Here is a 26,084-nt window from a genome sequence, read left to right as displayed (position 1 = left end):
GATTAGGGTGGTTAACTGCCTATCTGCAGCCGGCAAATGACTCGGTATCAGTGAAATTAACAGAAAAGTGTTGCTGGCCTTTTTCTTTGACATAATATATCGTGAAGTCGGCCAGGCCCCGGTTTTTGGTGAAGTACCAAATCCCCTGCCTGTCAGCAAAAACCCTGCTGCTCTCCTTGAAAATCAACATGTCGGCAAAAGCTTCGTTTTCATCTTCAAAAACCAGGTAGTCAGCCCTTCTTCTGTCTGTTTCCACGTATATGGCACCATAAACACCACAGAAATCCTGATCTGCAGCAACCATTGGTTCGTCAACGGAAGAAAGGCTTAGACTAATTAAACCGAGGAAAACGAAAATGTTCATTTACTTCATTGCTTTTACAATGTCGACAAAGTCACGTGACTTCAGAGAAGCGCCACCGATCAGTCCGCCATCCACGTCGGGCTGGGCAAAAATCTCGACTGCATTGTCCGGCTTCACACTGCCGCCGTATTGTATAGTAATCTCTTCGGCAACATTCTTGCCATATTTTCCAGCCAGGTGAGCCCTGATTTCAGCATGCATTTCCTGCGCTTGTGCAGAGGAGGCTGTTTTACCGGTTCCGATAGCCCAAACAGGCTCATAGGCAATCACTACTTTTTGAAGAGCATCTGCTGAAAGATGAAAAAGCGCTTCTGATACCTGCGCAGTTACCAATTTAATATGATCGTTGGCTTCACGCACTTCCAGCTTCTCTCCGCAGCAGTAAATAGGAGTCATGCCAGCTGCAAGCACCGCATCAACCTTTTTTGCAAAAAGAGCATCTGTTTCTCCAAAGTATTCTCTTCGCTCGCTGTGGCCTATGATGACAAACTGAGTGCCGACAGACTTGAGCATCGAAACAGACGTTTCGCCTGTGTAAGCACCTGACGCATGTTCGCTACAGTTTTGGGCACCAAGCATTACGTTTTTACTTCCTGCCAAAAGTTTGCTGATAGAGTTTAAATGAACAAAAGGGGTACATAAAACCACCTGCACGTCGCTGGTCACTTCATCCTTCACCATGTTAACCACCTCGGAAGTTAGCTGATGTCCTTCTTCCAGGTTCTTATTCATTTTCCAGTTTCCTGCTACAATCTTCTTTCTCATGATTTTCATTTTAATCGGGCCCAAATATAGCTGAATATGAATATTTAGAAGGCCGCATTTGAGTTAATTGTCAGGAGAGCACAAAATAAAATGCTTCATTTTCGAGACAATACCTCCAAAATCGGCGCTCAGGAAATTTTCTACAAAATGTTTGGAAACATAATTCGGCATATCTACGTTTGTGCCTTCAAGTCAATTCTTAGCAATTGATTTATAAAGAAGCGTGGAGAGACAGGCTCTATGAAGCGCTAGCAACCGGCCACTCAAGGTGGTAAGGTGCTAAATCCTGATCCGCCGGTTGGCGGAGAATATAAATTGAGAGCAAAATGAAAAATCAGGAATCTCTTCTAGCGACAGTCGCTATCTCATCGCACGGCCGGTCATCGGCTCACACATTTCATGTATTAAATTTTTCAATCAGGGCGGCTTTTGCCTGCTGTTGTTGCTGTATGTGCTGCTAGGCGCTTTTGCCTTTGTCGCTTAGCAGCAAACGACGGACTATTGGCCAGGGAGCCAACCCGTTACAGGCAATTTTTTAATTCAACTTCAATTTAAAAACACCATATAATATGTCACAATTAAGATTTGAAACACTGCAATTACATGCAGGGCAGGAAGTAGATTCAGCCACACAGTCGAGGGCGGTGCCTATTTATCAAACCACTTCCTATACATTCAAAAACTCTGAGCATGGTGCCAACCTGTTTGCCCTGAAAGAATTTGGGAACATCTACACACGGATCATGAATCCGACAACGGATGTTTTCGAGAAGAGAATAGCGGCCCTCGAAGGTGGTGTTGCTGCAGTGGCAACAGCATCGGGCCAGGCCGCACAGCTTTTGGCCTTGCACAACATTTTGGAAGCAGGCCAAAACCTGGTATCTACCAACCACTTGTACGGAGGCACCTATAATCAGTTCAAAGTTGCCTTCAAGAGGTTGGGGATTGACGTGAGGTTTGTAGAAAATGACTCACCGGCCGAGTTTGAAAAGCTAATCGACAAAAATACCAGAGCCCTCTACCTTGAAACGATAGGCAATCCGGAATTCAATATTCCCGATTTTGAAGCGATAGCAGCAGTAGCGAAGAAGCATAATATTCCTTTGGTGGTTGACAATACCTTTGGTGCGGGCGGCTACCTGTTTCGCCCGCTGGAGCATGGGGCCAATGTGGTGGTTGAATCTGCCACGAAGTGGATTGGTGGTCATGGCACAAGTATAGGAGGAATCATCGTTGACGGTGGAAACTTCAACTGGGGCAATGGAAAATTCAAGCAGTTTTCGGAGCCATCTGAAGGATACCATGGTTTGAACTTCTGGGAAGTGTTTGGTGAAGGAAATCCACTGGGGCTGCCCAACATTGCCTTTGCTATCCGAACCAGGGTGGAAGGTTTGCGTGACCTTGGCCCGGCCATAAGTCCGTTCAATTCTTTCCTTCTACTCCAGGGCATTGAGACACTTTCTCTCAGACTAGACAGAACTGTGCAGAACGCCCTTGAGTTGGCGCAATGGCTGGAGAAACATCCTCTGGTTGAAAGCGTGAACTACCCAGGACTTGCTAGCAGCAAATACCACGCATTGGCCAAGAAATACCTGAAAAGAGGCTTTGGTGGTGTGTTGTCATTCAAAGTCAAAGGAGGTAAGGCCAACGCAGAAAAGTTTGTCGATTCATTGAAACTCGTGAGCCACCTGGCCAACGTGGGTGACTCGAAAACCCTGATTATTCACCCGGCGTCGACGACGCACCAACAGTTGAGCGAGCAGGAGCAGCTAAAAGCTGGGGTTGACCCTAATTTGTTGCGACTGTCGGCTGGTACCGAGCATGTAGATGACATTAAAGCAGACTTGATACAGGCTTTTGACCAGCTTAAAAAGTAAATTTTAGTTAATTATATATACAGGTTAATTGATGACTTACCTCCCGGCTATACATCCAATGGCCGGGAGGAATTTTAACCCAAAAGAAGAGGACTTAGTGAAAATAACCGAGGAATTATACAGATCGACCCAGCCATTGAAACTTGAGTCCGGTCGGGAATTGACAGAGTACCATTTGCACTATACGACATTTGGTAAGCTAAACCCCGAAAGGAACAATGTTGTGTGGGTGTGTCATGCACTTACGGGCAATTCTAATCCTTCAGAGTGGTGGCCAGGGTTGTTTGGGCCCGGCAAAGTGTATGATCCTGAGAAGTTTTTTGTGATATGTGCCAACATGCTGGGGAGTTGCTACGGCTCAACCAATGCACTCGATAAAAACCCTTCGACAGCCAAGCCCTACTTTCACGATTTTCCCACGCCCACCAATAGAGACATAGTTGGCGCTTTTATTCAATTAAGAAAATCCCTCGGCTTTGAAAAGGTCCACACCCTCATTGGCGGCTCTATGGGAGGGCAGCAAGCACTGGAGTGGGCCATTATTGAGCCTGACGTGTTCGAGAACCTCATCGGGGTTTCCACCAACGCCCACCATTCACCCTGGGGCATTGCTTTCAACGAGTCGCAGAGGATGGCGATTGCGAACGACGCTACCTTTAAAGAAAGTAAACCGGATGCAGGACTTGAGGGAATGAAGACTGCCAGAACAATCGCCCTGCTTTCTTACAGGCACTACCTCACCTACCAAAGAACCCAGGAGGAGGACACAACAGAGAAAACGGACGACTATTTGGCGTCGAGTTATCAGCAGTACCAGGGAGAAAAGCTGAAGAAGCGTTTCAATGCCTATAGCTACTGGAGGCTATCAAAAGCGATGGATTCACATAACGTAGGCAGAGGCAGAGGCAGCATAGAGAAAGCACTTTCGCAGATAAAAGCCAACTCACACTTTGTTGGCATCAGGTCCGACATTTTGTTTCCCATAGATGAGCAGGTGTTTTTGGCCTCTCATGTCGACGATGCCTCGCTGGATATCATCGATTCGCTCTATGGGCACGATGGCTTTCTTATAGAATGGGAAGCCATTGGCGCTTCTATTGAGAAGTTTTATAAGAGGGTGATGGTGGCGGTGTAGCTATGCTTCTCCTGCCTCTATCAAAAGCTGCCTGACGACGTGTGTGGAAAATCGGAATTTGTGTTCTGAAAGCTGATCCACCATCTCACGCACACTTGGAATAATCTTTTTATCTTTTGCGAGGAGGAGGACTCTTATTGATCCTATAATTTCCAGGCCCAGGTCGGTGGCAACTTTCCTTCCTTTCCGCTCGTCAAGGATTAGAATTGAACCAGGTGTTTTTAGAGCAGGCGAAATTGAACTTGCTTCTCCCAAATCGAGCGTTTCAAGAATGCTATGACCAAACGGGGGCGGCGCTGATTTGACCTTTATCCATTCAGGTACAGCATAGCCAAACTCTGAGAGAACCTGCTCAGTAATGATCACCTCATGAAATAACTTTTGAAGGATGTCTAGCCTGTCAATTCGTTGATAAGCAATTAGACAGCTTGTGTCGGAGATAATAATCTCAGCCATTGGGAAACGGCTTCTTCAGGTCATCTGCTGTTTCTCCGAAAATCGACACTCCGTAGTTGCCAACGGTTTCAATAAATTCTCGTTTGGAGATGCCAACAAAGGTGGCAGCCTGGCCAGATGACAATATCCCTTTTTCGAAGAGTGATGAAGCAACGATCATTTTGACTTCTTTCTCGTCGGTTTCTTCCGGAAGATTGAGCGTAATTGTTTTCATGTAAGACAAATATAATGCAAAATCGACTAAACGGATCTCAACAGTGCCTTCTCCCCCAATTCTCTCAGTACCATCAGTAAAAAGTCAATATCGGCTTTTGTCCTTCTGTAATTATTGCAGTTGATGCGCAAAGCGGGCCTGTTATCAATACGGGTTCCAGCAAAAAAGATACGCCCATCTTCTTCAATCAGTTCAAGTATCCGCTCGTTTACTGCGTCAACTCTTGCCTGGTTACTTTTTATTCCATCGTTCTCCGACACATAACGGAAGGTAGCTATTGACAAATTGGCTGGCCCCAGCATTTCGAAATCTTCGGAGGCATTCACTAGCCCCTGGAAATACCTCACTACCGCAATATCATTCTCGATTGCTAGCCGCAATTTTTTCGCCCCGTAGGCTTTGAACGTCATCCATACCTTGAGCGCTTTAAAGTCTTTGGTGAGCTGTAGCGTCAAATCCATCAGGTCTTCTCGCTCCGTTTTTTTCGAACCGCCCCGAAGGTAGTCGGGCACCAGGCTGAAGGTGTTTTTGAGGTGCTCTTTTTTTCTCACAATAACAGCGGCCACCTGGAAGGGCACATAGAGCCATTTATGTGGGTTCACAAGAACGGCATCAGCCTCGCTCATGCCCCTGAAAAGATGACCAGCAACAGCGGTGCCAGCCGCAGGGCCGCCGTAGGCAGCGTCTACCATGTACCACAATTTATATTTTTTGGCAAGTGTTGCGAGTTCATTGAGCTTGTCGATGGCGCCATTGTTGGTGGAGCCCGCAATGCCAATTACACCAATAGGCAATAAGCCTTCGTTCAGGTCTTTCTGAACGGCTTCTTCCATCAAATCAACCCTTACCTGAAACTGATCGTCGACGGGGATTTTCCGAAGGTATTCTTTTCCCATGCCCAGCAGGTCCATGGCCTTGTCGAAGCTGGAGTGACCCTGATTAGAAACATAGACCGTCATAGGTTTTTGGCCATAAAGGCCCTTCTCAGAAAGAGAAGCAGGCCCCATCACTTTTCGCATCACAGCCAGGTGCAGGAAGTTACCTTCCGAACCTCCACTCACCAGCACGCCTGCGCTGTCATCAGGATAACCCATGAACTGGCAGAGCCATTTGATGACTATTTTCTCCATTTCGGAGTTGGCGGGGGCGTTGTGCCACTTCAGGTTGTTTTGGTTCAACCCAGCTTTTAGAAATTCAGCAAGCATGCCAACCTGATTGCCTCCGCCTGTGATGTACCCGTAGTAGTTGGGGCTCGGGTTGAAGTTCGACATCTCGAAAACGTCGGAGCCAACACTGGCCAGCAGCGACTCCATAGGCGTTTCTTCCTCTGGCAGCGTTTCATTGAATCGCTCCTGAATTTGCGCTGGCGTATAGTTGTGATAGATTTTGGAACCTCGGAGGTGCTTTAACCAGTCGAAGTAAATGGATACCGCTTGCTCGGTGTATTGGCGAAATTCTTTTTCCTGAAAGTCTAGATTCATTTGATGTAGAGAGTTTTCAACGAGCTTAGTTTAAGCGGATAACGTCCTCCTCTTTGAAATAAATGATTACAGGCCGGGACGCAACTTTATTGAGAAGCGGCAAGAGAATTTTGTAAGCCATTTCCTCTGCCTCCTCAAGGATACCACCCTCGAGGGCAGATTTCATCATCTGAGCCTCTGCCTGAGCGTAAGCAGTGTCAATAAACTGGTTGAACTCTTTGTCTTCCAGACCAATGCCCCTTTTTAAGTCGTAAAACCTGCTTTTGCTGTGGTCAATTTTGTGGTAGCAAAGCTCCGGTTTTGGTAGTTGAATCACCAGCGTGTCTCCGTCGATAATGTCCGATGTCGTCACTTTCAAAAGATCGATGCATGCTACTGCCTCTCCGGCGGCAATCAGCACCGCCCTTGAGTCGCCACCGTCCTGAATCCTGAAAATGCCCAGATCCAGGTAGCGCTTGCTAAGCCTCTCTATTTCCACCACATCCTGCATCCGGTACTTCACCAGCTCCAGCTTGCCCAAAGCTTCGATTTCTTTCAGCAGTACCTGGTGTCGCTGGTTCACTGTGGTTGGCTCAACAAACAACCCACTGTTGAACCACAGTACTACCCCGCCGACCAGCAAGAGCGCCCATAGCAGTATTCTGAAGATTATTTTGGGTGTAAAGATCATTGTTTGCGAAAATTATAAAATCAATAGATGCTGATGCATAAACATCATAAATAAATCATCCCCTCGTTATTATCATTCAGCATTCTAAATTGTTAATTTGCATCTAATTACTTCAAACGAAAACGTAATATATACGGGTAATTGTCCTTTCCGAATTTAAAATCACTCAGCCATGAAAAAGTTTCTATTGATTGTTGGTGGATTCATTGTAGTCGTGCTTTTGGCGGCAGCCATACTGCCGGTCATCTATAAAGATGATATTAAGGCGGCGCTCGACGATGCAATTGCAGAGAATGTTAACGCCAAAGTGTATTTTGATGAGTCACGGTTCGGCCTTACACTTTTTAAAAACTTTCCCAATTTAACTGTAACACTCGGTGGCCTGGGGGTGGTTGGCATTGATGAGTTTAAGAAGGACACTCTTGCTGCAGTTGACCAGGTCGACGTGGTGGTCAACATCATGTCTGTGATCAACGGCAACTACCGTATCAGCGGCTTGTACCTCAACGAGCCAAATATTTACGTGAAGGTGCTGGCCAATGGCAAAGCCAATTATGATATCGCCAAGCCCTCTGAGGAACCAGTTGCCGAAGAAGCTCCAACAGAAAGTGGCGATGTTCAGTTTGGCATCGACAAATGGGAAATCAAAAATGGCAACATCGTTTATGATGACGCCACGATACCGTTCTACATGGCAATGAAAGGAATGAACCACACTGGAAGCGGCGACTTTACGCTAGAGGTGTTTGATATGGACACCTACACAGAAATAGAAAATTTAGTTGTTTCCTACGACGGCGTAGAATATATGTCTGATAAAAGGCTCAAAGCCGACATGGCGCTGAATATGGACTTGGGCCAAATGAAATTTACCTTCAAAGACAACGTGGTGTCGCTCAACGATTTCGGACTCAACTTTGACGGGTATTTTGCCATGCCAGAGGAGGGATACGACATGGACATTAGTTTTTCGTCGCCTGAGAACAGCTTCAAGTCGTTGTTGTCGCTTGTGCCTGGTATGTACAGTGATAGCTTCACCGGGCTGACAGCCTCTGGCGACACCCAGTTCAGCGGGTTTGTTAAAGGCATCTACAACGACACTCAAATGCCAGCATTCAACTTCGGCATGAAGGTAATCGACGGTAATTTCAAATATCCCGAACTGCCCTCAGCAGTCAGCAATGTGAATGTTGATATGTTGATCGACTGTGCTGATGGCAACATAGACAATACGCTGGTTGACATCAAGCAATTTCATCTTGACTTCGGCAATAATCCCGTTGATGCTAAACTGACTATCAAAAACCTGGTGAACTATGACATGGTAGCCGACATTCAGGCAAAACTGAATCTAGGTGAGCTGGCCACTATGTTCCCTATGGAAGGTCTTGAGATGAAGGGTATTTTTAGTATGAATGCCAAATCTCAGGGCGTTTATGACAGCATTGCCAACACGATTCCGACAATTGATATGGAAATGGGGCTGGCCGATGGTTTCATCAAATATGCGGAGTATCCGATACCGATGGAACAGATGAATATGCATACTACCATCAAAAACGAAAGCGGCAAGATGGCTGAAACGGTGGTGCTGATGGACAAATTCACTATGTTGGTAGATGGCGAAAAGCTTGAATCAACACTAAGGTTTGAAAACCTGGATGACTATAGCTGGGATTTGGCAGTAAATGGCGGTATTGACCTAGAGAAAATCATGCAAATCTTCCCAATGGAGGGCATGGAGCTGAAAGGCAAAATCGCTGCCAACATGCAGACGAAAGGCAAAATGTCGGATGTAGATGCCGAGAGATACGACAAGCTGGCCACCAGCGGAGGGATGACCGTAAGCAACTTCTACTATGCCGACGCTGACCTGCCCCAGGGCTTTGCCATTTCTGAGTCTGAACTGAGCTTCAATCCAAAAGAAGTTCGCCTGAGTAAGTTCAACGCTACGCTTGGTCGCAGCGACATGGCCATGACCGGCGCCATTACCAACTACATGGCCTATACGCTGAACGATGAAACCATCAAAGGCGAGCTGAACTTTTCTTCAAACTCGTTTGACCTGAACGAGTGGATGACCGACGAAGACACCACTGCCACTGTGGAGGCCGACACGGCTGCACTTGAAGTAGTGGAAGTGCCAAAGAATATCGACTTCATTCTTAGGTCAAGTATTACCAGTCTGTTGTATGACAACATGGAGATCAAAAACATGAAGGGCAATATCATTGTGAAAGATGGTGTGGTAAAACTTGACAATGGTAAGTTCAATTTGATGGATGGTCTGTTTGCTATGGACGGGGAGTACGATAGCCGTGACCTGGAAAAGCCAATGTTTGCTTTCGACTTTTCAATCACCGATATGTCAATCAAAGCAGCGTATAATACATTCACAACAGTTCAACAACTGGCGCCAATAGCTGAGAAGATGGAAGGCAAGTTCTCAACAGACTTTGTTATGGCGGGCGCTTTGGGTCAGGATATGATGCCTGTGATGGAGTCTATCCTGGGCCAGGGTGTGGTGAAAGTCGCTGAGGGCAAAGTAAATGACCTTAAAGTGCTGACCGCTTTGTCGTCTGTTTCAAAACTTGGTGATGACTCAGGGACATTGAGTTTGAAAGACGTGATTATGCAAGCCGAAATTAGGGACGGAAGAGTGTGGCTGAAGCCTTTCGATGTGAATGTAGGCAAATACAAAACCACGATTGCCGGAAGTAATGGTATAGATGGCACAATTGACTACGTAATGGCCATGAACGTGCCTGCCGGTGCCGCATCTGCCGCAGCCAATCAGGCCATAGCGTCTGTCACAGGAGTGAGTTCTGCTATCTCCTCCAATATTGTGATGAACTTCGGCGTTGGTGGCACTTATGATGATCCAAAAGTGACACTGAAAAGCGTAGATGCGGGCGAGGGTGGCAAATCCGCCACAGATGCTGCCAAGGCTAAGATAGCTTCAGAAATGGATGCGAAGAAACAAGAAGCTGCAAAAAAAGCAGAGGAGGCAAAAGCAGAGGCTGTCAAAGCGGCTGAAGAAAAGAAAGAAGCCGTTGTAAAAGAGGTAGAGGAGAAAAAAGAGGCAGCTAAGGAAGAAGTGAAAGAACAAGTCGAAGAGAAAAAAGAAGAAGTGAAAGAGGAGGCTGCCGACAAACTGAAGGGGCTGCTTAAAAAGAAAAAAGGAGGAGGAGAATAATTCCCACCCTCACGAGACGTTTCAAACCCTCGGGATGTTTATTGTCCTGAGGGTTTTTTTGTATAATTATATCCAATTAAACAGCCCCAGATATGGCAAAGCAATCATATGTCGGAAGAAAAGTAGTAGTAGTTGACGGCACCCGAACGCCTTTTCTGAAGTCGGGCACAGGCTATCGGGATCTTATGGCCTATCAACTGGGCGCTGTGGCAATTTCGGGTCTTTTGAAAAAAACATCTCTCGATGCGGCTCAGGTTGAACGGGTGATCATGGGTACAGTGGTGCATAATATTGTGACATCCAATGTGGCCAGAGAGTGCGCCCTCACAGGAGGTATTCCTTTTACTACACCGGCACATACCGTTTCCCAGGCCTGCATTTCTGCCAACCAGGCTATTGCTCAGGGAGCTGATCTGATCAGGCTTGGTCATGCCGATGTGGTTGTTGCAGGCGGGACCGACTGCGTGTCGGATATTCCGATAGGCTTTCCCAAGAAAATGAGAACCAAGCTCTTCGCTTCTCAGAAGATTCGCTCGACCGGTGAATGGCTGAAGTTTGTGTTGTCTCTCCGTCCGTCAGATTTCAAACCAGAGGTACCCCAAATCGCAGAATACTCCACCGGGCGCACTATGGGTCAGGACTGCGAACTGATGGGCACCCGATTTGGTGTTACCCGGGAAGAGCAGGATGAATTTGCAGCCCGGTCGCACCAGTTAGCTGCAAGAGCCGCTGAGGAAGGGATATTGGCCAGTGAGATTACTCCCGCAGAGTTTCCGCCATCGTTTGAGGCAATTAAGGAAGACAATACCTATCGGGCAGATACAACGGTTGAGAAGCTAGCAAAGCTGCGACCAGCTTTCGACAAAAAGAACGGAACAATAACGGCCGGCAATGCTTCCTTCCTCACAGATGGTGCCGCAGTTGTGTTGCTCATGAGCGAAGAAAAAGCCAAAGCCCTGGGCTACGACACATCGGTTCAAATCAGAGACTATGTGTTCACTGGTCAGGACCCCAATGAAGAGCTTCTGCTTGGCCCGGCATATGCCACCTACAAACTGCTGCACCGACAGAACCTCACCTTGAAAGACTTGGATGTTATAGAGTTTCACGAGGCCTTTGCGTCTCAGGTTGTCACCAATCTCAAAGCATTGAATTCCGACCAATTTGCAATGGAGAAGATGGGGTTGACTGCAAAAGCTGGCGAGATAAACATGGATAAACTTAATATTCACGGAGGCTCACTATCTTTGGGTCACCCTTTTGGTGCCACTGGAGCGAGATTGGTAACTACTGCCATGAACAGATTGAAGAGGGAGGAAGGCAAACTGGCCTTGCTGGCGGCATGCGCTGCCGGAGCGCATGGTCATGGGATGATTCTAGAGAAGATCTAATGGATATCTTAAAATGCCTCGCCGTTACCGTCGCTTTGGCTTTGGCCCTTGCTTCCTGCAAGAAAGCAAAAACCGACGCTCCGGAAAGAACAACACTCGACTCAACGCTTGCTCCGCCGGTTTCAAGACTGACCATCCCTCTCAGCTTTAGCCTGGATAAGGTAGAAGCCCTTATCAACGAAAAAATCGATGGCACCTTTCTGAGAAAGAGGGTAGCGGTCAATACAAACGACAGTCTTTACTTTGAGCTTACTAAGCAACAGCCTATAATATTGACCTGGAAAGCACCAGACCTTCGCTATCGGGCTCATCTGAAAGTTTCAGGTCAATACATGAAGAATATTTTGGGTGTGAAAATCCAAAATCAAACGCCGATAGAATTTGAATTGGAACTACTCTTTAAGACGGAGCTTGGTTTTGAAAAAGACTGGAGCATCAGGCCCAAAACTGTTATTGACGAGATAGTCTGGAAAAGCGACCCAGTGATGAATCTCGGGATTGCGACCATCAATTTCCGAAAACCTGTCGAGAAAGCGCTGAACGACCACCAAGACAGCCTTACACTGAAGCTGGATGGTTTTATGAAAGAGACCATTGACACAAGGAAAATCATTGAAAAAATCTGGAGCGACTTGCAGCAACCGATCCGACTAAAAAAGGATGAGCCAAGGATTTGGCTGCTGGCCAAAGCCGAGACGCTGAAAGCAAGGTGGACCCGTGGCCCTGAACGACAAATTACTGCCCAAGCGGAATTAACGGCTCAAATATCAACCCTCGTGGAAGGAGATGACCTAACAGTTTCGCCTGTGCCATTACCTGAGTTTAGTTTTCAAACAGACCATCAGGATAGCCTGGTGGCAAGCGTACTGTGTACACTTCCGTTTGACCTGGTCAACAAATACAGCAGAAAAAAGCTGCTGGGGCTGAGGATCGATTCGGCAGGTTATTCTGCGCAAATCAAGGATGTAGAGGTATACGGCACGAAGGATGGCTTGGCCGTGAAGCTGGGGTTGACAGGCGATGTGAGGGGCGATGTCTATCTTCAGGGAAAGCCAGTGATTGACAGAACATCGAAAAGTTTTAAGATAGAAGACTTTGACTTTGTGGTAGATTCTGATGACGCCGTTCTGGCTTCTGCTGATTGGCTTCTCCATAGCTCCATAAAGACGATGGTTGAAAAGCAGCTTACCTATGAACTCCAGCCCTATGCCGACATGATCCCCATGCTCATCACAAGCGGGATAGAAAAGGGAAAGCTGGCAGAAAAACTGGAGGTATATATTGATTCATGGGAGATTATGCCAATAGCTACTCTTATCACTTCCAAAGACCTTCAAATGATTATTCAGGTGAGGGGCATGGCCGAAATAAGGCTGCAGGAAATACGAAAAGATAGCACGCAACAAAAGGCGATCAGCCAATAGAGAACTTCGTGTTTATTTGCCTTACATAATCCTAAATAATCGCCTATATTTACTCTGCATGCATACTAAAGCTCTGGGAGCGTTTCCAGGAGATTATTAATTCACTTTATCATGGCCTCAAAAGCACAAAACTCCTTTCTGACTTTTGAAAAACACGACGAAGTAGGCGTGATCTGGATGGATTTGCCCGGAGAAGAGTGGAACAAGATATCGATTGACACTGAAGCGCAGTTTCGGGAGGTAATGCAGCAGATTGAGGCAAACACAGAGCTTAAAGCCTCTGTGCTGATAAGCCGGAAGAAGGGTTTTATGGCTGGTGCTGATATAGAGAAGTTTTTGCAAATGAAGCCTGGTGAATCGAAAGCAACAGCGCAGGCAGGCCATGCTATGCTGCGTGATCTGGAAGACTCCAAAAAACCTTGTGTGGCTGCCATTCATGGTGCATGCATGGGTGGGGGCCTGGAAATCAGCCTGGCTTGCGCCGGACGAGTGGCAAGTAATCACAGCAGCACTATGATGGCTTTGCCAGAAGTGAAGCTAGGATTGCTTCCCGGCCTGGGAGGCACTTACCGACTCCCAAAACTCGTAGGTGTGCAGAATGCCCTTAGTATCATTCTGACAGGAAGAAATGTCTACGCCTTTCCGGCATTGAAAATGGGACTGGTTGATGAGCTGGTCTTTCAACCGAAGCTGCTGGATGCGGCGATCAAACTCGCAAGAAAGTTGGCTGCAGGCCAGTTCAGGAGGAAAATCAAAGTGCCCCTGGCTTCCAAAATTCTGGAAAGCAATCCGCTGACCAGGGGCATCATTTTCAGCCAGGCAACAAAAATGATGCTTCGCCAAACTAACGGCAACTACCCTGCTCCTTATAAAATACTCGAGGCAGTTAAATACGGATTGAGCCATACCCGGGAGCAGGCTGCCGAAAAAGAGACTGAACTGTTTGATCAACTGCTTCAGTCGCCCGAGGCATTTCAGCTGATCAACATTTTCTTTGCCATGAATGCGCTGCGCAAAAACCCGATGAAAGAGCTTGCCAGGCCAGTTAAAACTTTAGGAGTTTTGGGCGCTGGCCTCATGGGCGAAGGCATAGCGGAAGTCACCGTTCAAAACGGCACCGATATTTTGTTGAAAGACTTACAGGAGCCAGCATTGGCCCAGGCCAAAAAGAACATCTGGTTGGTGCTGATGAAAAAGGTGAAAACAAGAGCCATCACCAAAGCGGACGCCGAAACTATCATCAACAAAGTACACACCACGACTACTTACGAGGGTTTCCACAAGGCGGATGTGATCATTGAGGCGGTTTTTGAAGACATTAACATTAAACACAAAGTACTGAAAGAGACTGAAGCCACTCTGCGCAAGGATTGTGTCTTCGCTTCGAATACGTCGGCATTGCCTATTACTAAAATCGCAGAAGCCTCCTCCCGGCCGGAGACAGTCATTGGCATGCATTATTTCTCGCCAGTGCCCAAAATGCCCCTACTGGAGATAGTTGTTACGGGTAAAACAGCTGATTGGGTAACTGCCACAGCGCTGGAAGTAGGTGTGAAGCAGGGCAAAACCTGTATCGTAGTGAAAGACGGCCCGGGCTTCTACACTACCCGAATCCTGGCGCCATTCATCAATGAAGCGCTGTTGCTCATGCAGGAAGGGGCCGATCCTTTGCAGATGGACAAGGCAATGAAGAAATTCGGCTTCCCCGTCGGGCCGATCACCTTGATTGATGAAGTAGGTATTGACGTTGGCGCTCATATCAATAAAGGAGATTTGGAAGCTTTCTTCAACAAGCGGGGAGCGAAGAGCTCCAACCTACTGAACAAACTTGCCGAAGCAGGCTTTAAGGGCCGCAAGAACCGAAAGGGTTTTTTACAGTACGATGAAAAGACAGGTAAGAAACTGAGGGGCAAAGTGAATGAGGAGGCGTTGCGGTTCATAGAAAGCCGGGGAAGCAAAACTTTTACTGATTCCGAAATACAGGACAGGCTGTCACTAATCATGATCAACGAAGCAGTCTACTGCCTGCAAGATGGTATATTGAAAGAGCCACGAGATGGAGACATCGGGGCGGTGTTCGGGTTGGGTTTCCCTCCTTTTCTGGGTGGACCGTTTCGCTATAGCGACTCCGAGGGAGCGAAAACCATTGTCGATAAAATGGCTCAGCTCGAGAAAGAAATTGGCAGCAGGTTTAAGCCAGCCGATTTGCTGGTGGAGCTGGCTGAGAAAGGGAAGAAGTTTTATTGAAATAGATGAGTTGGATCCAAGCGGACGCTTGAATCAGAGAGTTGGAGAGAAAAAGTAAAAATTACAGAAATAGCATTATACACCTACAAGAAACCATGGAAACCAAACCAGAGATAGCACGGGAAATAGTTTTGTCATTGCAGGATCGCTTCAGGCCTGAAAAATTGGAGGAAGGATTTGAAACGATATTTCATTTTGATATAGAAGGAAAGAACGGCGGGCAATTTACCGCTGTGATCGAGAAAGGTTCCTGCCGTGTAAGTCAGGGATTGGAGGGCGAGGCAAAATGCACAATAAAAACAAGCGACGTAGTGTATGAAGAAATTGAGCTGGGCAAACGTAGCGCCGAAATGGCCTTTATGATGGGCAAAATCAAAGTGAGCGACCTGAACGAGATGCTGAAGTTTACGAAGTTGTTTAAGAGGCTGTTTTAGAGCATAGTAACTGAGTTTGAAAATTGAGAACTTCTTAATCGATAAACTGACTCATATATAATAATGAAGTTATCGTTGTAATTTAGAAATGGCATCTATGTTATTGAACGGCATCAAAGCCACATTTTTCTTCTTGATCTTAATTCTGTTGGTTAAATGTCAACCCAAGGAAGAACTGACAGAAGTGATATACGCCAACCAGTTTGACCAATCTGAACTGGCTAATATCGAAGGAGGCAAGCTTTTTGACTTCAACGGAGATTGGGTAATTGGCCCGTATAACAGAGGTGGTTTTAATCTTGACCTTTCAGATATTCCCAAGCACGATTTTCTGGAAGTTACCTTTACTCTGTTGTTACACGATTCGTGGGATGGCAACGCTGGCGGAGATGATGGGCCGGATCGCTGGTATATGGAACTGCACGACGCTCGAATCATGGATGTCACTTTTTCGAATAGCCCTTGCGTAAGCACTTATTGCCTCTTCCAGTCTTATCCTGATCAGTTTCCTGACTTCAACGATCCGAAGACCGGTGCCAGCTATTTTTTACCGGGTTTATGCCATAGGGCCGACTTGCCTGATGGAACCAGTGTGTACCAAATAACAAAGACAATAGCACACACTAGTAAGGCAGCCTTCTTTCGGTTTTATGATCGTTTGGTGCAAACTAACTCAGGTGCGCCTGCGTGCGACGAAAGCTGGTCAATGAGCAGCTTGCAAGTAAAGGCTGTTAGACTGAAGTGAAAACAATAGGCTTGAATGAAACCAAACTAAACATAAAGGTCTCCTTTCACACCGGCTTAAGTTAAGGCAATTGACATCTTATCGAAGCCGGTGTTTTGAAACGATTTGAAGATATTCCACTAAACCACGTTTGCGTATTTCTTGCGCCAAATTTATCCATTCCGTTTTTTCTTGGGGCTGTGTTGGTTCAGCGTTCCCATCATTTCCCAAATAAATCTTTTTCCCTCCTGTAACCTTCCGTACCTTTTTTGGTAACCAAACCAAATCGATCGGAAAAGCTTGCAAAATCGCCTGACCAAAACTGTGGAGATGATAACGGATGAGTGGCTGATGATTCAGGTGCAAAACGACGACCTGGACTATCTGAAGGACCTGTTTGAGCGGTATCAGGTGAGGCTGTACAATTTCTTTCTCCGCATGACCTTCGATCAGGATGTAAGTGACGATTTGGTGCAGAACGTGTTCATGCGGCTGATGAAATACCGCAAGTCGTTTAACCCCGAGTACAAATTCAAAACCTGGGTGTATCAAATGGCCCGCAATGTGCACCACGATCACTACCGGAAGAACAAGCAGCTCACCGACGACTTTAAGAAAGTGGAGAATGTCGCCGACCTGCATCATAGCGATGAGGAAGACGAAATAACCAGGGAGCGGGAGTCGGTGCTTTTCCAGGCGCTCGACAAAATGCCGGAGGAAAAGAGGGAGCTGATTGTGCTTGGTAAACTGGAAGGAATGAAGTACGAAGAGATAGCAGAAATAAGGAATACGACCGTTGGCAACATCAAAGTGCAAATGCACCGGGCCATCCAGCAACTGAGAGAAATATATTTTGATCATGCAGAAAACTAACAGACATATCGAGGAGCTTTTGCCGGAGTACATCGGCGGAATGCTTTCAAAAAATCAGGAGGAGGCAGTGAAGCTTCACCTTGATGAGTGTGCAAGTTGTAGACAGGCCTATGAGCAGGAATTGCAGCTGGAACAAGCGTTTTCTCTGGTGAAGCCAGCTCAACCAGGCCAAAAACTCAAAAAGGATGTGTTTGCCATGATTGAGGAGGAGAAGAAAGGCTTGCATTCAAGTCCGAAAGCAAGGCAGGTCTTTTTCTTCTCCTGGCAAGCCATGTCGAGGGTAGCGGCGGCGGTAATGCTGCTGGCAGTGGGCTACTGGTGGGGAAACAAAGACGATGCACCGGTTGCCGACAACAACCAGGTAGCTGAAATGAAGGAGGAGATTAGCGAAATAAAAGAAATGCTCATGCTGGCGAACCTGAAGGCGCAATATCCAAGCGAGCGGATACAAGCCGTAAGCCAGGTGGAAAGCTACAACAAAGTTGACCCGAAGCTGATTGAAGCGCTGGTAACCACACTGAATACTGATGCCAGCCCCAATGTGCGGCTTGCGGCAGCCAATGCTTTGCAGAAGTTTGCGACTGTCAACAGCACCGTGAGAGCCGAGCTGGTGCGCTCCCTGGAATTTCAGACGGAGCCGATTGTTCAAATTTCACTCATCAACATGATGGTGGAACTCGAAGAAAAGAGTGCGGTGAACAAGTTGAAATCGCTGATTGACAACACAGAGACGCTACCTGAAGTGAGAAAACAAGCCCAGTTGGGCATAGAAGTTTTGATATAAAGCATTCAATAATTGATAAGCATAAAACATAAAGGACAATGAAAACAATCAAATTATTTACAGCAGCACTGGCTCTGACGATGGTTAGCCAGCTTCCGGCAAAATCTCAGGAACTGGCGAGGTTAGCCAAGGTTGACAGAAGAGACATGAATCGATTCGGTGAAAGGGAAGGCCAAACCAAGGAATTCAAATTTAAGGTTCCAGGCTCTCCGGAGCAGTACACCCTAAAAGTGTCAAACCTTCAAACCGATATTACTTTTGAGGCTTATTCCGGCACGGAACTGGTCATTACAGCCCTTGACTACGAAGGGATTCCTGAAAAAGCGAAAGGACTGAAGCCGCTTTCAGCTACCGGGCCAGACAACACGGAGATAGGGTTAAATATCAAGACAGAAGGAAATGTTATCTCGCTTTCAGGGGCAGGCAAGGCGGCCAGCGACTCTGATTACATCATAAAAATGCCAACGGCGATGGGGCTCTCCTATGAGCAAGAATCATGGCACGGAGGAGGTGACTTTGTAGTCAAAGGCCTTAGTGGCGAAATCAACGTACAGTCGAAAAACTCCGACATTATCCTGAGTGATGTGTCAGGCCCCATTGTAGCAAATACGGTAAGTGGTGACATAAACGTTGTTTTCGGCAAGCTGAATGCCACCAAACCCACTTCACTGGCAGCCACGAGCGGCGATATTGATATTACCATGCCCTCGGATGCCAAAGTTAACTTTAAGCTAAGCGTGGTTTCCGGTGAAATCTATACTGACCTTGATTTAAAGTTTGCTGAAAAGGAAGGCCTTAAGTCGTGGGGAGGCATGAATGCCAACCCAACCTTCAACGGTGGTGGCGTGGAGATATCGCTCAGGGCTGTAAGTGGTGATATTTTCCTAAGGAAAAAATAATTCAGCCATGAAAGCCATAGCAATGGGTTTGGTCATGCTTCTGGGAAGCGTGACCTCCCTCCTGGCCCAATACACCACCGAGGCAAGTAGCCCGGTGAAGGCTGGCCAGAAGATATACCTGGAGTTTGATTTCTCGTCGGTGATCAAGATTAATCACTGGGATCAACAGGAGGCAAAAGCAGTTTTGAGCGTGGAGGAAAAAGAAGACTGGCCCGCTCCTGAGTTTACTATCAGCGTAGACAATACTACCTCGGCACTGAGCATCTACATGAAGAAACAACAGTTTGAAGACTACTGGAAAAAGCAAAGAGGCGGTCGTGAAAACTGCTACTGCTCCACCCCCACTATGACAGTGGAGGTGTGGTTACCAAAAGGGGTCGATATTGGTGTGAAAAGCATCAGCGCCGACATTGAAACCACTTTCGACGGTGGTGAGCTGTCTCTTGAGACTATTTCCGGCGATGTGGACATTAAGCTGCCAGCGTCTCAAAACATTTCGTTGAAGGCGTCAACCATTTCTGGCGACATCTATAGCGACCTGACGTTCGAATACCTTGATGGTGGGAAAGGGTTGAAAGAGATTGTCGGCGTAAAGCTGGACGCCAAATTGAACAACGGAGGGAAGAATCTTCAGCTCAAGTCGATCAGTGGAGACATACTTCTTCGAAGATTGTAACACATTTACATTGATAAGCATTGATAGAGGGCCTTCATGGCCCTTTATTGGTTTATGGGGGTTTTCATCTTGTTTTCGGGAAACCTTCAATTATCTTTGTGCCTCAATTCTATACTAACCCAATAGAGAATATAGTTAATTCATTTTTCCGGCTTCAAATATGTCTGCTGATTCCGTTTCAGAAAATATAATTCCGCACAAGCACAGTATCACTCATGTTGACAGAGTAGAGCGAAATGGCTACCGACCCGTGCTGGTTTGGTTGACTGGTTTGTCAGGTTCCGGCAAATCAACGCTGGCAAGTGAGGTAGAGAAGGCCTTATTTACCCAGGGGCTCAACACTTATATTCTCGACGGTGACAATATTCGGTCGGGTCTCAACAAAGACCTGGATTTTGGTGATGAGGCTCGGAAGGAGAACATCCGCCGCATTGGTGAGGTGTCGAAGCTTTTCATCGATTCGGGCACTATTGTACTCACGGCATTCATCTCGCCGTTTATTGATGACCGAAAGCAAGCCAAAGACCTGGCTGGGGCGGATAACTTTATAGAAGTGTTTGTCGACTGCCCTCTGGAAGTGTGTGAGCAAAGAGATGTGAAAGGGCTTTACAAAAAGGCCAGAGAAGGGAAGATTAAAAATTTTACCGGGATCGACTCGCCTTTCGAGCAACCCAAAAATGCAGATGTAGTAGTAAAAACCAACGAAGAGTCGTTGGAAGTGTGCACAAAAAAGATTTTGGAAGTAGTTTTGAAAAAAATTAAAAATTAATGGCGAGGTACAATCTTACTCACCTGAAGGAACTGGAAGCAGAATCCATCTTTATCATCAGAGAGGTTTTTGCTCAATTTGAAAACCCCGGGATACTTTTCTCCGGAGGGAAAGACTCCATAGTGGTTACCCATTTGGCCAGGAAGGCTTTCTGGCCGGCCAAAATCCCATTTCCCCTCGTTCACATCGACACGGGTCACAATTTCCCAGAAACGATTGACTTTAGGGACAACCTTGTAAAAGAGCTGGGGGTCAATTTAGTTGTGGCTTCAGTGCAAAAGTCTATAGATGCTGGTCGGGTTCGTGAAGAAACCGGAAAAAATGCTAGCCGCAACTGGCTGCAGATTACAACTCTGCTGGACTCCATCGAGGAAAATAAGTTTGATGCCCTGATGGGAGGTGCCAGAAGAGATGAGGAAAAGGCCCGTGCCAAGGAGCGTTTCTTCTCACATAGAGATGAATTTGGTCAGTGGGATCCGAAAAATCAACGCCCGGAACTTTGGAACCTCTTCAACGGCAAGAAAAACCAGGGAGAGCATTTCAGGGTGTTCCCGATAAGCAACTGGACTGAGATGGACGTTTGGCAATATATTTTGTCAGAAAACATCGATATACCGTCGCTCTACATTGCCCATGAAAGAGAGGTAATCAGGCGAGACGGCACATGGCTGCCCAAGTCAGAGTTCACGCAGCTTCGTGAAGGGGAAAAAATTGAAAAGAAGAAGATCAGGTTCAGAACGCTGGGCGATATCACTATCACCGGCGGCATAGAATCTGATGCTGACACGCTGGAGAAGATCGTATTTGAGGTGTCGGCGCTAAGGCAAACTGAAAGAGGCAACAGATCGGATGACAAACGATCTGAAACCGCTATGGAAGACAGAAAGAAAGAAGGCTATTTTTAATTAGAAGATAATGTCAGACGGATATTTGGACATGGAACTGCTCCGGTTTACTACAGCCGGAAGTGTGGACGACGGGAAAAGTACCTTGATCGGAAGGCTGCTTTTTGACTCAAAATCAATTTTTGAAGACCAGCTGCTTTCAGTGGAGAACTCCAGCAGGAAAAAGGGACTTGGTCACGTGGATCTTTCGCTTTTGACCGACGGCTTGAAGGACGAAAGAGAGCAGGGAATCACGATAGACGTAGCCTACAGGTACTTTGCTACGCCAAAAAGGAAATTTATTATTGCCGACACACCTGGGCATATTCAGTACACCCGTAACATGGTGACTGGTGCGTCTACCGCCAACCTGGCGCTTATTCTGGTGGATGCCCGAAAAGGGGTGATTGAGCAAACCTGCCGCCACAGCTTCATTGCTTCCCTCCTGCAAATCCCCCACATTATTGTGTGTGTGAACAAAATGGATCTCGTCGACTACTCTGAGGAAGCCTACGACAAGGTAGTGAAGCAGTATGAAGACTTTGCGGCCAAACTTGATGTGAAAGACATCAGGTTCATTCCCATTAGTGCCCTCCATGGCGACAACGTGGTGAACAAGTCAGAGAAAACGCCCTGGTTCCAGGGTGGCACGTTGCTTCATGAACTGGAAACCATCCACATCGCCAGCGATGAAAATCATATTGACTGCCGTTTCCCTGTGCAAACAGTTATCCGACCCCATTCTGACGAGTATCATGACTACAGGGGCTATGCGGGCAGGGTATCTGGTGGTATTTTCAAACCTGGCGACTCAGTGACAGTCTTGCCTTCAGGCCTCACCTCAAAAATCAAATCTATCGACACGGCAGATGGCCCAATCGCAGAAGCGTTTCCTCCAATGTCGGTAACCATCACTCTTGAAGATGAAATTGATATCAGCAGGGGAGATATGATCGTTCGGGACAACAATCAACCCAAGGCGGTGCAGGACATAGATGTAATGCTTTGCTGGATGAACAATAAAGGACCTCTGCCAAGGGCCAAATATACTTTGTTCCACACCAGCAATGAGGTAAAGGCCATCATCAAAGAGGTGCAATACAAGGTTAATATCAGTAACCTGCACCGCATCGAAGATGATAAGGACATCAAAATGAATGAAATAGCGAGGGTGCAGTTAAGAACAACAAAGCCGCTTCTGGTGGATTCATACAGAAGGAACAGAAATACTGGTAGTATCATTTTGGTTGACGAGGCTACCAACGAAACTGTCGCAGCGGGGATGATTATCTGATGGAGCAAACTAAAATTAAGAACCTGATAGGTTTAGCAAAAGAAGCTGCGATAGAAGGCGGAAAGGCTATTCTCAAAATTTACGACACAGAGGATTTTGGCGTAGAAACCAAAGGGGACAATTCTCCACTGACTAAGGCCGACAAGGCAGCTCATGACGTGATCATGAAACACCTTGAGAACACCGGCATCCCGGTGTTGAGTGAAGAAGGCAAAGGGATAGATTTCAGCGAAAGATCAGGCTGGGAGTATTTCTGGCTGGTTGATCCTCTCGATGGCACAAAGGAGTTCATAAAGAGAAACGGTGAATTTACAGTCAACATAGCCCTTGTTAACAGAACGGAGCTAGTGGCTGGCGTGGTGTACACACCTGTGCAGGAGAAGTTGCATTGGGGCATTATTGGCCAGGGAGCTTTTCTGGAAGAAAAAGGCCAGACAACTCAGCTTGATGGAGGAAAATCGTCTGTATACTCCGGCCCCGTACGAGTAGTGGCCAGCCGTTCTCACATGAGCGACGAAACGCTTGAGTTTATCAACCAATACGATAAGCCTGAGATAGTATCAATGGGCAGCTCGCTGAAGTTTATGGTGTTGGCGGAAGGCGGTGCCGACGTTTATCCACGTTTCGGCCCTACCATGGAATGGGACACAGCCGCAGCGCAGGCAGTACTGGAAGCAGCAGGAGGCTCGGTGATAGACAACAAGACAAACGAGCCCCTCAGGTATAACAAAGAGGTATTGCTCAATCACTTTTTCATAGCAAGAGCAAAAAAAGAGGACTAACAGGTTCTCTTTTTTATTTTCGTAGTACACCAACTATCCTGTCGCCTTCGTTGTCAGGGCTGTATTCCTATTTAGTAAGCTAATTAATTATCCTATCTTGCGCTTTATTTCTCGAAACCAGACTAAGCAAAAGGGTATCATGACCTTTTCGAACGCAAAATACCGTCTCCTGGCAATTTTCTTTTTGCTGGCCTCAGTCGGCAGTTATCAACCAGCGAGCTCGCAGGCTATTCCCGACTTCACCACTGTTAAAGTTGATGAGCTTTCCGACTCACAAATTATGGATCTGATGAGTCGAGGGAGTTCAATGGGTTATACGCCCGATCAGATGATTCAACTAGCACAGTCGCAGGGTATGCCGTCATCAGAGATTACCAAACTTACCCAACGTGTTGGCAAAGCTAATTCTGCTCGTGTGACCGGAGGCTCCTCTTATCCCGGAAGTCAGGTAAGAGGACAAAATGATTGGGAAAAAATCAGCCGACCCGTCCGTGATGCCGTTGAGCCAGAGCTTCCCTTGGAAGACAGAATCTTCGGTTTCACCCTTTTCAACAATAAGAACCCACAATTAACATTTGAGCCAAGCCTTAACCTGCCAACTCCCCGTAACTATGTGATAGGTCCCGGCGATGTTTTATTTATTGACATATATGGCGCAGCTGAGCAATATTTTGAAGCTAGGGTAAACGCAGAGGGTAGATTGTTGATAGCTAATTTTGGCCCACTACCTGTCAATGGTTTGACGATTGAGCAAGCGACGGAGCGAATAAAGGATAAGTTGGCCACCGCCTACAAAGGGATGAATGGTTCGACACCCAACACTTTTTTAAACGTGTCTTTGGGGTCTGTGAGAACTATAAAAGTGAACATGGTTGGCGAAGTTAGGATGCCGGGTACTTATACTATCAGCTCATTAGCAACGGTATTCAATGCACTCTACGCAGCTGGGGGTGTTACCACCAATGGGACTTTGCGAAAAATCAAAGTTTTTCGTTCGAATAAGCTTGTAAAAGAAGTAGACGCCTATGATTTTCTAATTGGCGGAAAATCTGAAATCAACATTCGGTTGGAGGATCAGGACGTTGTGATCGTGGATCCGTATTTGGCAAGAGTGGAAGTGAAGGGAGAAGTGAAGCGGCCGGCAGTGTTTGAGCTGAGAGGCGGTGAAAGTTTTGCTGATGTTCTGGCCTATGCAGGTGGCTTTACAGACGAGAGCTATAAGGATCGGGTAAACGTGACCAGGAATACGGATTCAGAAAAGACGGTTGCAGATATTTTTGGTGACCAGTTCTCCCTGTTTACGGCTAAAAGCGGCGATGTTTTTCGTGTAGGGAAAATCCTGAACAGGTATGCCAATCGAGTGCAAATAAAAGGTGCTGTATTCCGCCCGGGCAATTATTCGCTTACTGACGGACTTACGGTCAGAGAGCTTGTTAAAAGAGCTGAGGGGCTCTCTGGTGACGCACATTTGGCGAGGGCCATTATTACACGAACAAAAAGTGATCTTTCCACTGAAACAATTTCTTTTGATCTTTCTGACCTTTTGACCGAAAAAACAGAAGACATAGCATTAAGGCAAGAAGATGTAGTAACCATATTTTCAAGGTATGACTTGAAGGAAGAGTATTATGTAACTATTACCGGAGAGGTTAACCAGGCAGGTAATTTTCCATATTCTGAGGGCCTGACCGTAGAAGATCTGATTGCCCAAGCCAGCGGATTGAGAGAGGCAGCTTCAGAATCAAATATAGAAATCACAAGAAGAGTAAAAGATCAAAACTCCCGGGACATATCTGACATACTTTTAGTGGGTATTAATAAGGATTTGAGTCTTTCAGCGTCGGGCTCTGAAATTGATCTTGAGCCTTTTGACCACATTGTTGTCAGGCGAAATCCGAACTACCGGGTGGAGAGATTCATACAAGTTGACGGAGAAGTGTTATACCCGGGCAAATATGCCATTCGAAATGTCAATGAGAAAATATCCGACGTAGTGGAGCGAGCTGGCGGGCTGAGCGAGTTTGCTTATCCTAAAGGTGCTACGTTAATTAGAAGAACAGAGTTTTTCGAGAATGAGCCAGAACTAGCAAGAAAAATAGCGAGCCTGCAAGGGGTTAAAGAAAACATTGAATTGACCTCGCAGAGCCCTACAGAATCAGAGACATTGCGTACTGAAAAGGTTGAGGATGAAGTTTATCAGAAGGCTAGTGATCTCTCAGCCAATGAAGATTTAAGTAGCCTCGCTAAGCGGGAACGCTTGACAGAGATGGGTCTGAATAACCCCCTAATTTCTGCCGGAGGAAATAAAGGTACTGAGATTATTGGGATCAATTTGGAGGAAATTATGGCCAAGCCCGGATCCAAATACGATCTTATTCTGGAGGAAGGCGATATTATTAGTATTCCCAAACAGCTTCAAACAGTCAGGCTTAAGGGACGGGTTTTGTATCCCACTACAGTTCGTTATGAGAGTGGTAAATCAGCCAAATACTTTATTAATCATGCTGGGGGCTTTGATAGCAGGGCGAAGAGAAACAGAACGTACGTAGTTTATGCCAATGGCGAAGTGGCCCGAACAAGGGGATTGCTTTTTATTCGTGCCTACCCGTCTGTAGAACCCGGTGCAGAAGTAATTGTGCCTGTCAAGCCTTTCAAAATACCCTTGAAACCAAGTGAGATTATTGGCTTTACCAGCGGATTGGCTACTCTTGCGCTTCTAATCACCCAGATAAAATTCTAAAACCT

The 26,084-nt window shown here is 46.6% G+C and carries 23 protein-coding genes and 1 riboswitch; of the genes, 17 read left to right on the top strand and 6 right to left on the bottom strand.

Annotated features, from left to right (window positions below):
• Positions 1-19 precede the first annotated feature (19 nt).
• Together RT717_RS25015 and tpiA are read right to left on the bottom strand one after the other, a co-directional pair.
• Positions 20-364, bottom strand: coding sequence for a DUF6150 family protein (locus tag RT717_RS25015; protein ID WP_317489065.1), 345 nt, complete (start codon positions 362-364; stop codon positions 20-22).
• Positions 365-1,129, bottom strand: a complete 765-nt coding sequence (gene tpiA / locus RT717_RS25010; RefSeq protein ID WP_152001294.1) for a triose-phosphate isomerase — start codon at positions 1,127-1,129, stop codon at positions 365-367.
• A gap of 208 nt (positions 1,130-1,337) precedes the next feature.
• Positions 1,338-1,446, top strand: a riboswitch (SAM riboswitch).
• A gap of 252 nt (positions 1,447-1,698) precedes the next feature.
• Between tpiA and RT717_RS25005 the strand changes: the two genes are divergently transcribed.
• The gene (locus tag RT717_RS25005) at positions 1,699-3,006 is read left to right on the top strand and encodes an O-acetylhomoserine aminocarboxypropyltransferase/cysteine synthase family protein (RefSeq protein WP_317489064.1); all 1,308 of its coding nucleotides are present in this window, start codon (positions 1,699-1,701) and stop codon (positions 3,004-3,006) included.
• A gap of 31 nt (positions 3,007-3,037) precedes the next feature.
• Positions 3,038-4,141 carry a homoserine O-acetyltransferase family protein gene (locus RT717_RS25000; protein ID WP_317489063.1) on the top strand — a complete coding sequence of 368 codons (1,104 nt, stop codon included), beginning with the start codon at positions 3,038-3,040 and terminating at the stop codon, positions 4,139-4,141.
• On the opposite strand, the gene RT717_RS24995 is transcribed toward RT717_RS25000, so the two are convergent.
• Genes RT717_RS24995 through RT717_RS24980 form a run of 4 tightly spaced genes read right to left on the bottom strand, consistent with a single transcriptional unit; the run spans position 4,142 to position 6,962 of the window.
• Positions 4,142-4,597: a DUF3368 domain-containing protein gene (locus RT717_RS24995; RefSeq protein ID WP_317489062.1), complete on the bottom strand. Its 456-nt coding sequence runs from the start codon at positions 4,595-4,597 to the stop codon at positions 4,142-4,144.
• On the bottom strand, positions 4,590-4,811 hold the full coding sequence (locus tag RT717_RS24990; RefSeq protein WP_317489061.1) for a UPF0175 family protein: 222 nt from the start codon (positions 4,809-4,811) through the stop codon (positions 4,590-4,592). The genes RT717_RS24995 and RT717_RS24990 overlap by 8 nt, the downstream gene beginning before the upstream one ends.
• 26 nt (positions 4,812-4,837) lie before the next feature.
• Positions 4,838-6,292: a pyridoxal phosphate-dependent decarboxylase family protein gene (locus tag RT717_RS24985; RefSeq protein ID WP_317489060.1), complete on the bottom strand. Its 1,455-nt coding sequence runs from the start codon at positions 6,290-6,292 to the stop codon at positions 4,838-4,840.
• Between the two features lie 25 nt (positions 6,293-6,317).
• A complete protein-coding gene (locus tag RT717_RS24980) occupies positions 6,318-6,962 on the bottom strand; it encodes a DUF4230 domain-containing protein (RefSeq protein WP_317489059.1) in 645 nt (214 codons plus the stop codon).
• Positions 6,963-7,134: 172 nt separating this feature from the next.
• Between RT717_RS24980 and RT717_RS24975 the strand changes: the two genes are divergently transcribed.
• The 15 genes from RT717_RS24975 to RT717_RS24905 all read left to right on the top strand — a co-directional run bounded on the left by RT717_RS24975 (position 7,135) and on the right by RT717_RS24905 (position 26,079).
• Positions 7,135-10,158 carry an AsmA family protein gene (locus RT717_RS24975; RefSeq protein WP_317489058.1) on the top strand — a complete coding sequence of 1,008 codons (3,024 nt, stop codon included), beginning with the start codon at positions 7,135-7,137 and terminating at the stop codon, positions 10,156-10,158.
• Between the two features lie 92 nt (positions 10,159-10,250).
• The gene (locus RT717_RS24970; RefSeq protein WP_317489057.1) at positions 10,251-11,549 is read left to right on the top strand and encodes an acetyl-CoA C-acyltransferase; all 1,299 of its coding nucleotides are present in this window, start codon (positions 10,251-10,253) and stop codon (positions 11,547-11,549) included.
• Positions 11,549-12,973 (top strand): DUF4403 family protein, encoded by a 1,425-nt coding sequence (locus RT717_RS24965; RefSeq protein ID WP_317489056.1) that lies wholly within the window; start codon positions 11,549-11,551, stop codon positions 12,971-12,973. Before RT717_RS24970 ends, RT717_RS24965 begins: the two co-directional genes overlap by 1 nt.
• A gap of 111 nt (positions 12,974-13,084) precedes the next feature.
• A complete protein-coding gene (locus RT717_RS24960) occupies positions 13,085-15,220 on the top strand; it encodes a 3-hydroxyacyl-CoA dehydrogenase NAD-binding domain-containing protein (RefSeq protein WP_317489055.1) in 2,136 nt (711 codons plus the stop codon).
• A gap of 95 nt (positions 15,221-15,315) precedes the next feature.
• On the top strand, positions 15,316-15,654 hold the full coding sequence (locus tag RT717_RS24955) for an SCP2 sterol-binding domain-containing protein (RefSeq protein ID WP_317489054.1): 339 nt from the start codon (positions 15,316-15,318) through the stop codon (positions 15,652-15,654).
• Positions 15,655-15,742: 88 nt separating this feature from the next.
• Positions 15,743-16,399 (top strand): hypothetical protein, encoded by a 657-nt coding sequence (locus RT717_RS24950; protein ID WP_317489053.1) that lies wholly within the window; start codon positions 15,743-15,745, stop codon positions 16,397-16,399.
• A gap of 309 nt (positions 16,400-16,708) precedes the next feature.
• Positions 16,709-17,251 (top strand): RNA polymerase sigma factor, encoded by a 543-nt coding sequence (locus tag RT717_RS24945; protein ID WP_317489052.1) that lies wholly within the window; start codon positions 16,709-16,711, stop codon positions 17,249-17,251.
• Positions 17,238-18,035 (top strand): zf-HC2 domain-containing protein, encoded by a 798-nt coding sequence (locus RT717_RS24940; RefSeq protein ID WP_317489051.1) that lies wholly within the window; start codon positions 17,238-17,240, stop codon positions 18,033-18,035. The genes RT717_RS24945 and RT717_RS24940 overlap by 14 nt, the downstream gene beginning before the upstream one ends.
• A 38-nt stretch (positions 18,036-18,073) precedes the next feature.
• Positions 18,074-18,934 (top strand): DUF4097 family beta strand repeat-containing protein, encoded by an 861-nt coding sequence (locus RT717_RS24935; RefSeq protein WP_317489050.1) that lies wholly within the window; start codon positions 18,074-18,076, stop codon positions 18,932-18,934.
• 7 nt (positions 18,935-18,941) lie between these two features.
• Positions 18,942-19,610: a DUF4097 family beta strand repeat-containing protein gene (locus tag RT717_RS24930; RefSeq protein ID WP_317489049.1), complete on the top strand. Its 669-nt coding sequence runs from the start codon at positions 18,942-18,944 to the stop codon at positions 19,608-19,610.
• 160 nt (positions 19,611-19,770) lie between these two features.
• A complete protein-coding gene (cysC, locus tag RT717_RS24925; protein ID WP_317489048.1) occupies positions 19,771-20,379 on the top strand; it encodes an adenylyl-sulfate kinase in 609 nt (202 codons plus the stop codon).
• Positions 20,379-21,284, top strand: coding sequence for a sulfate adenylyltransferase subunit CysD (gene cysD / locus RT717_RS24920; RefSeq protein ID WP_152001311.1), 906 nt, complete (start codon positions 20,379-20,381; stop codon positions 21,282-21,284). The genes cysC and cysD overlap by 1 nt, the downstream gene beginning before the upstream one ends.
• Before the next feature lie 10 nt (positions 21,285-21,294).
• Positions 21,295-22,557 carry a sulfate adenylyltransferase subunit CysN gene (cysN, locus tag RT717_RS24915; RefSeq protein ID WP_317489047.1) on the top strand — a complete coding sequence of 421 codons (1,263 nt, stop codon included), beginning with the start codon at positions 21,295-21,297 and terminating at the stop codon, positions 22,555-22,557.
• Entirely contained in the window at positions 22,557-23,339 is a 783-nt protein-coding gene (gene cysQ / locus RT717_RS24910; RefSeq protein WP_317489046.1) for a 3'(2'),5'-bisphosphate nucleotidase CysQ, read from the top strand. Before cysN ends, cysQ begins: the two co-directional genes overlap by 1 nt.
• 139 nt (positions 23,340-23,478) lie before the next feature.
• On the top strand, positions 23,479-26,079 hold the full coding sequence (locus RT717_RS24905) for an SLBB domain-containing protein (protein ID WP_317489045.1): 2,601 nt from the start codon (positions 23,479-23,481) through the stop codon (positions 26,077-26,079).
• Positions 26,080-26,084: the final 5 nt, after the last annotated feature.

Source organism: Imperialibacter roseus (assembly GCF_032999765.1).
Classification (GTDB): Bacteria; Bacteroidota; Bacteroidia; order Cytophagales; family Cyclobacteriaceae; genus Imperialibacter; species Imperialibacter roseus.
This window is presented reverse-complemented; position numbering and strand designations above follow the sequence as displayed.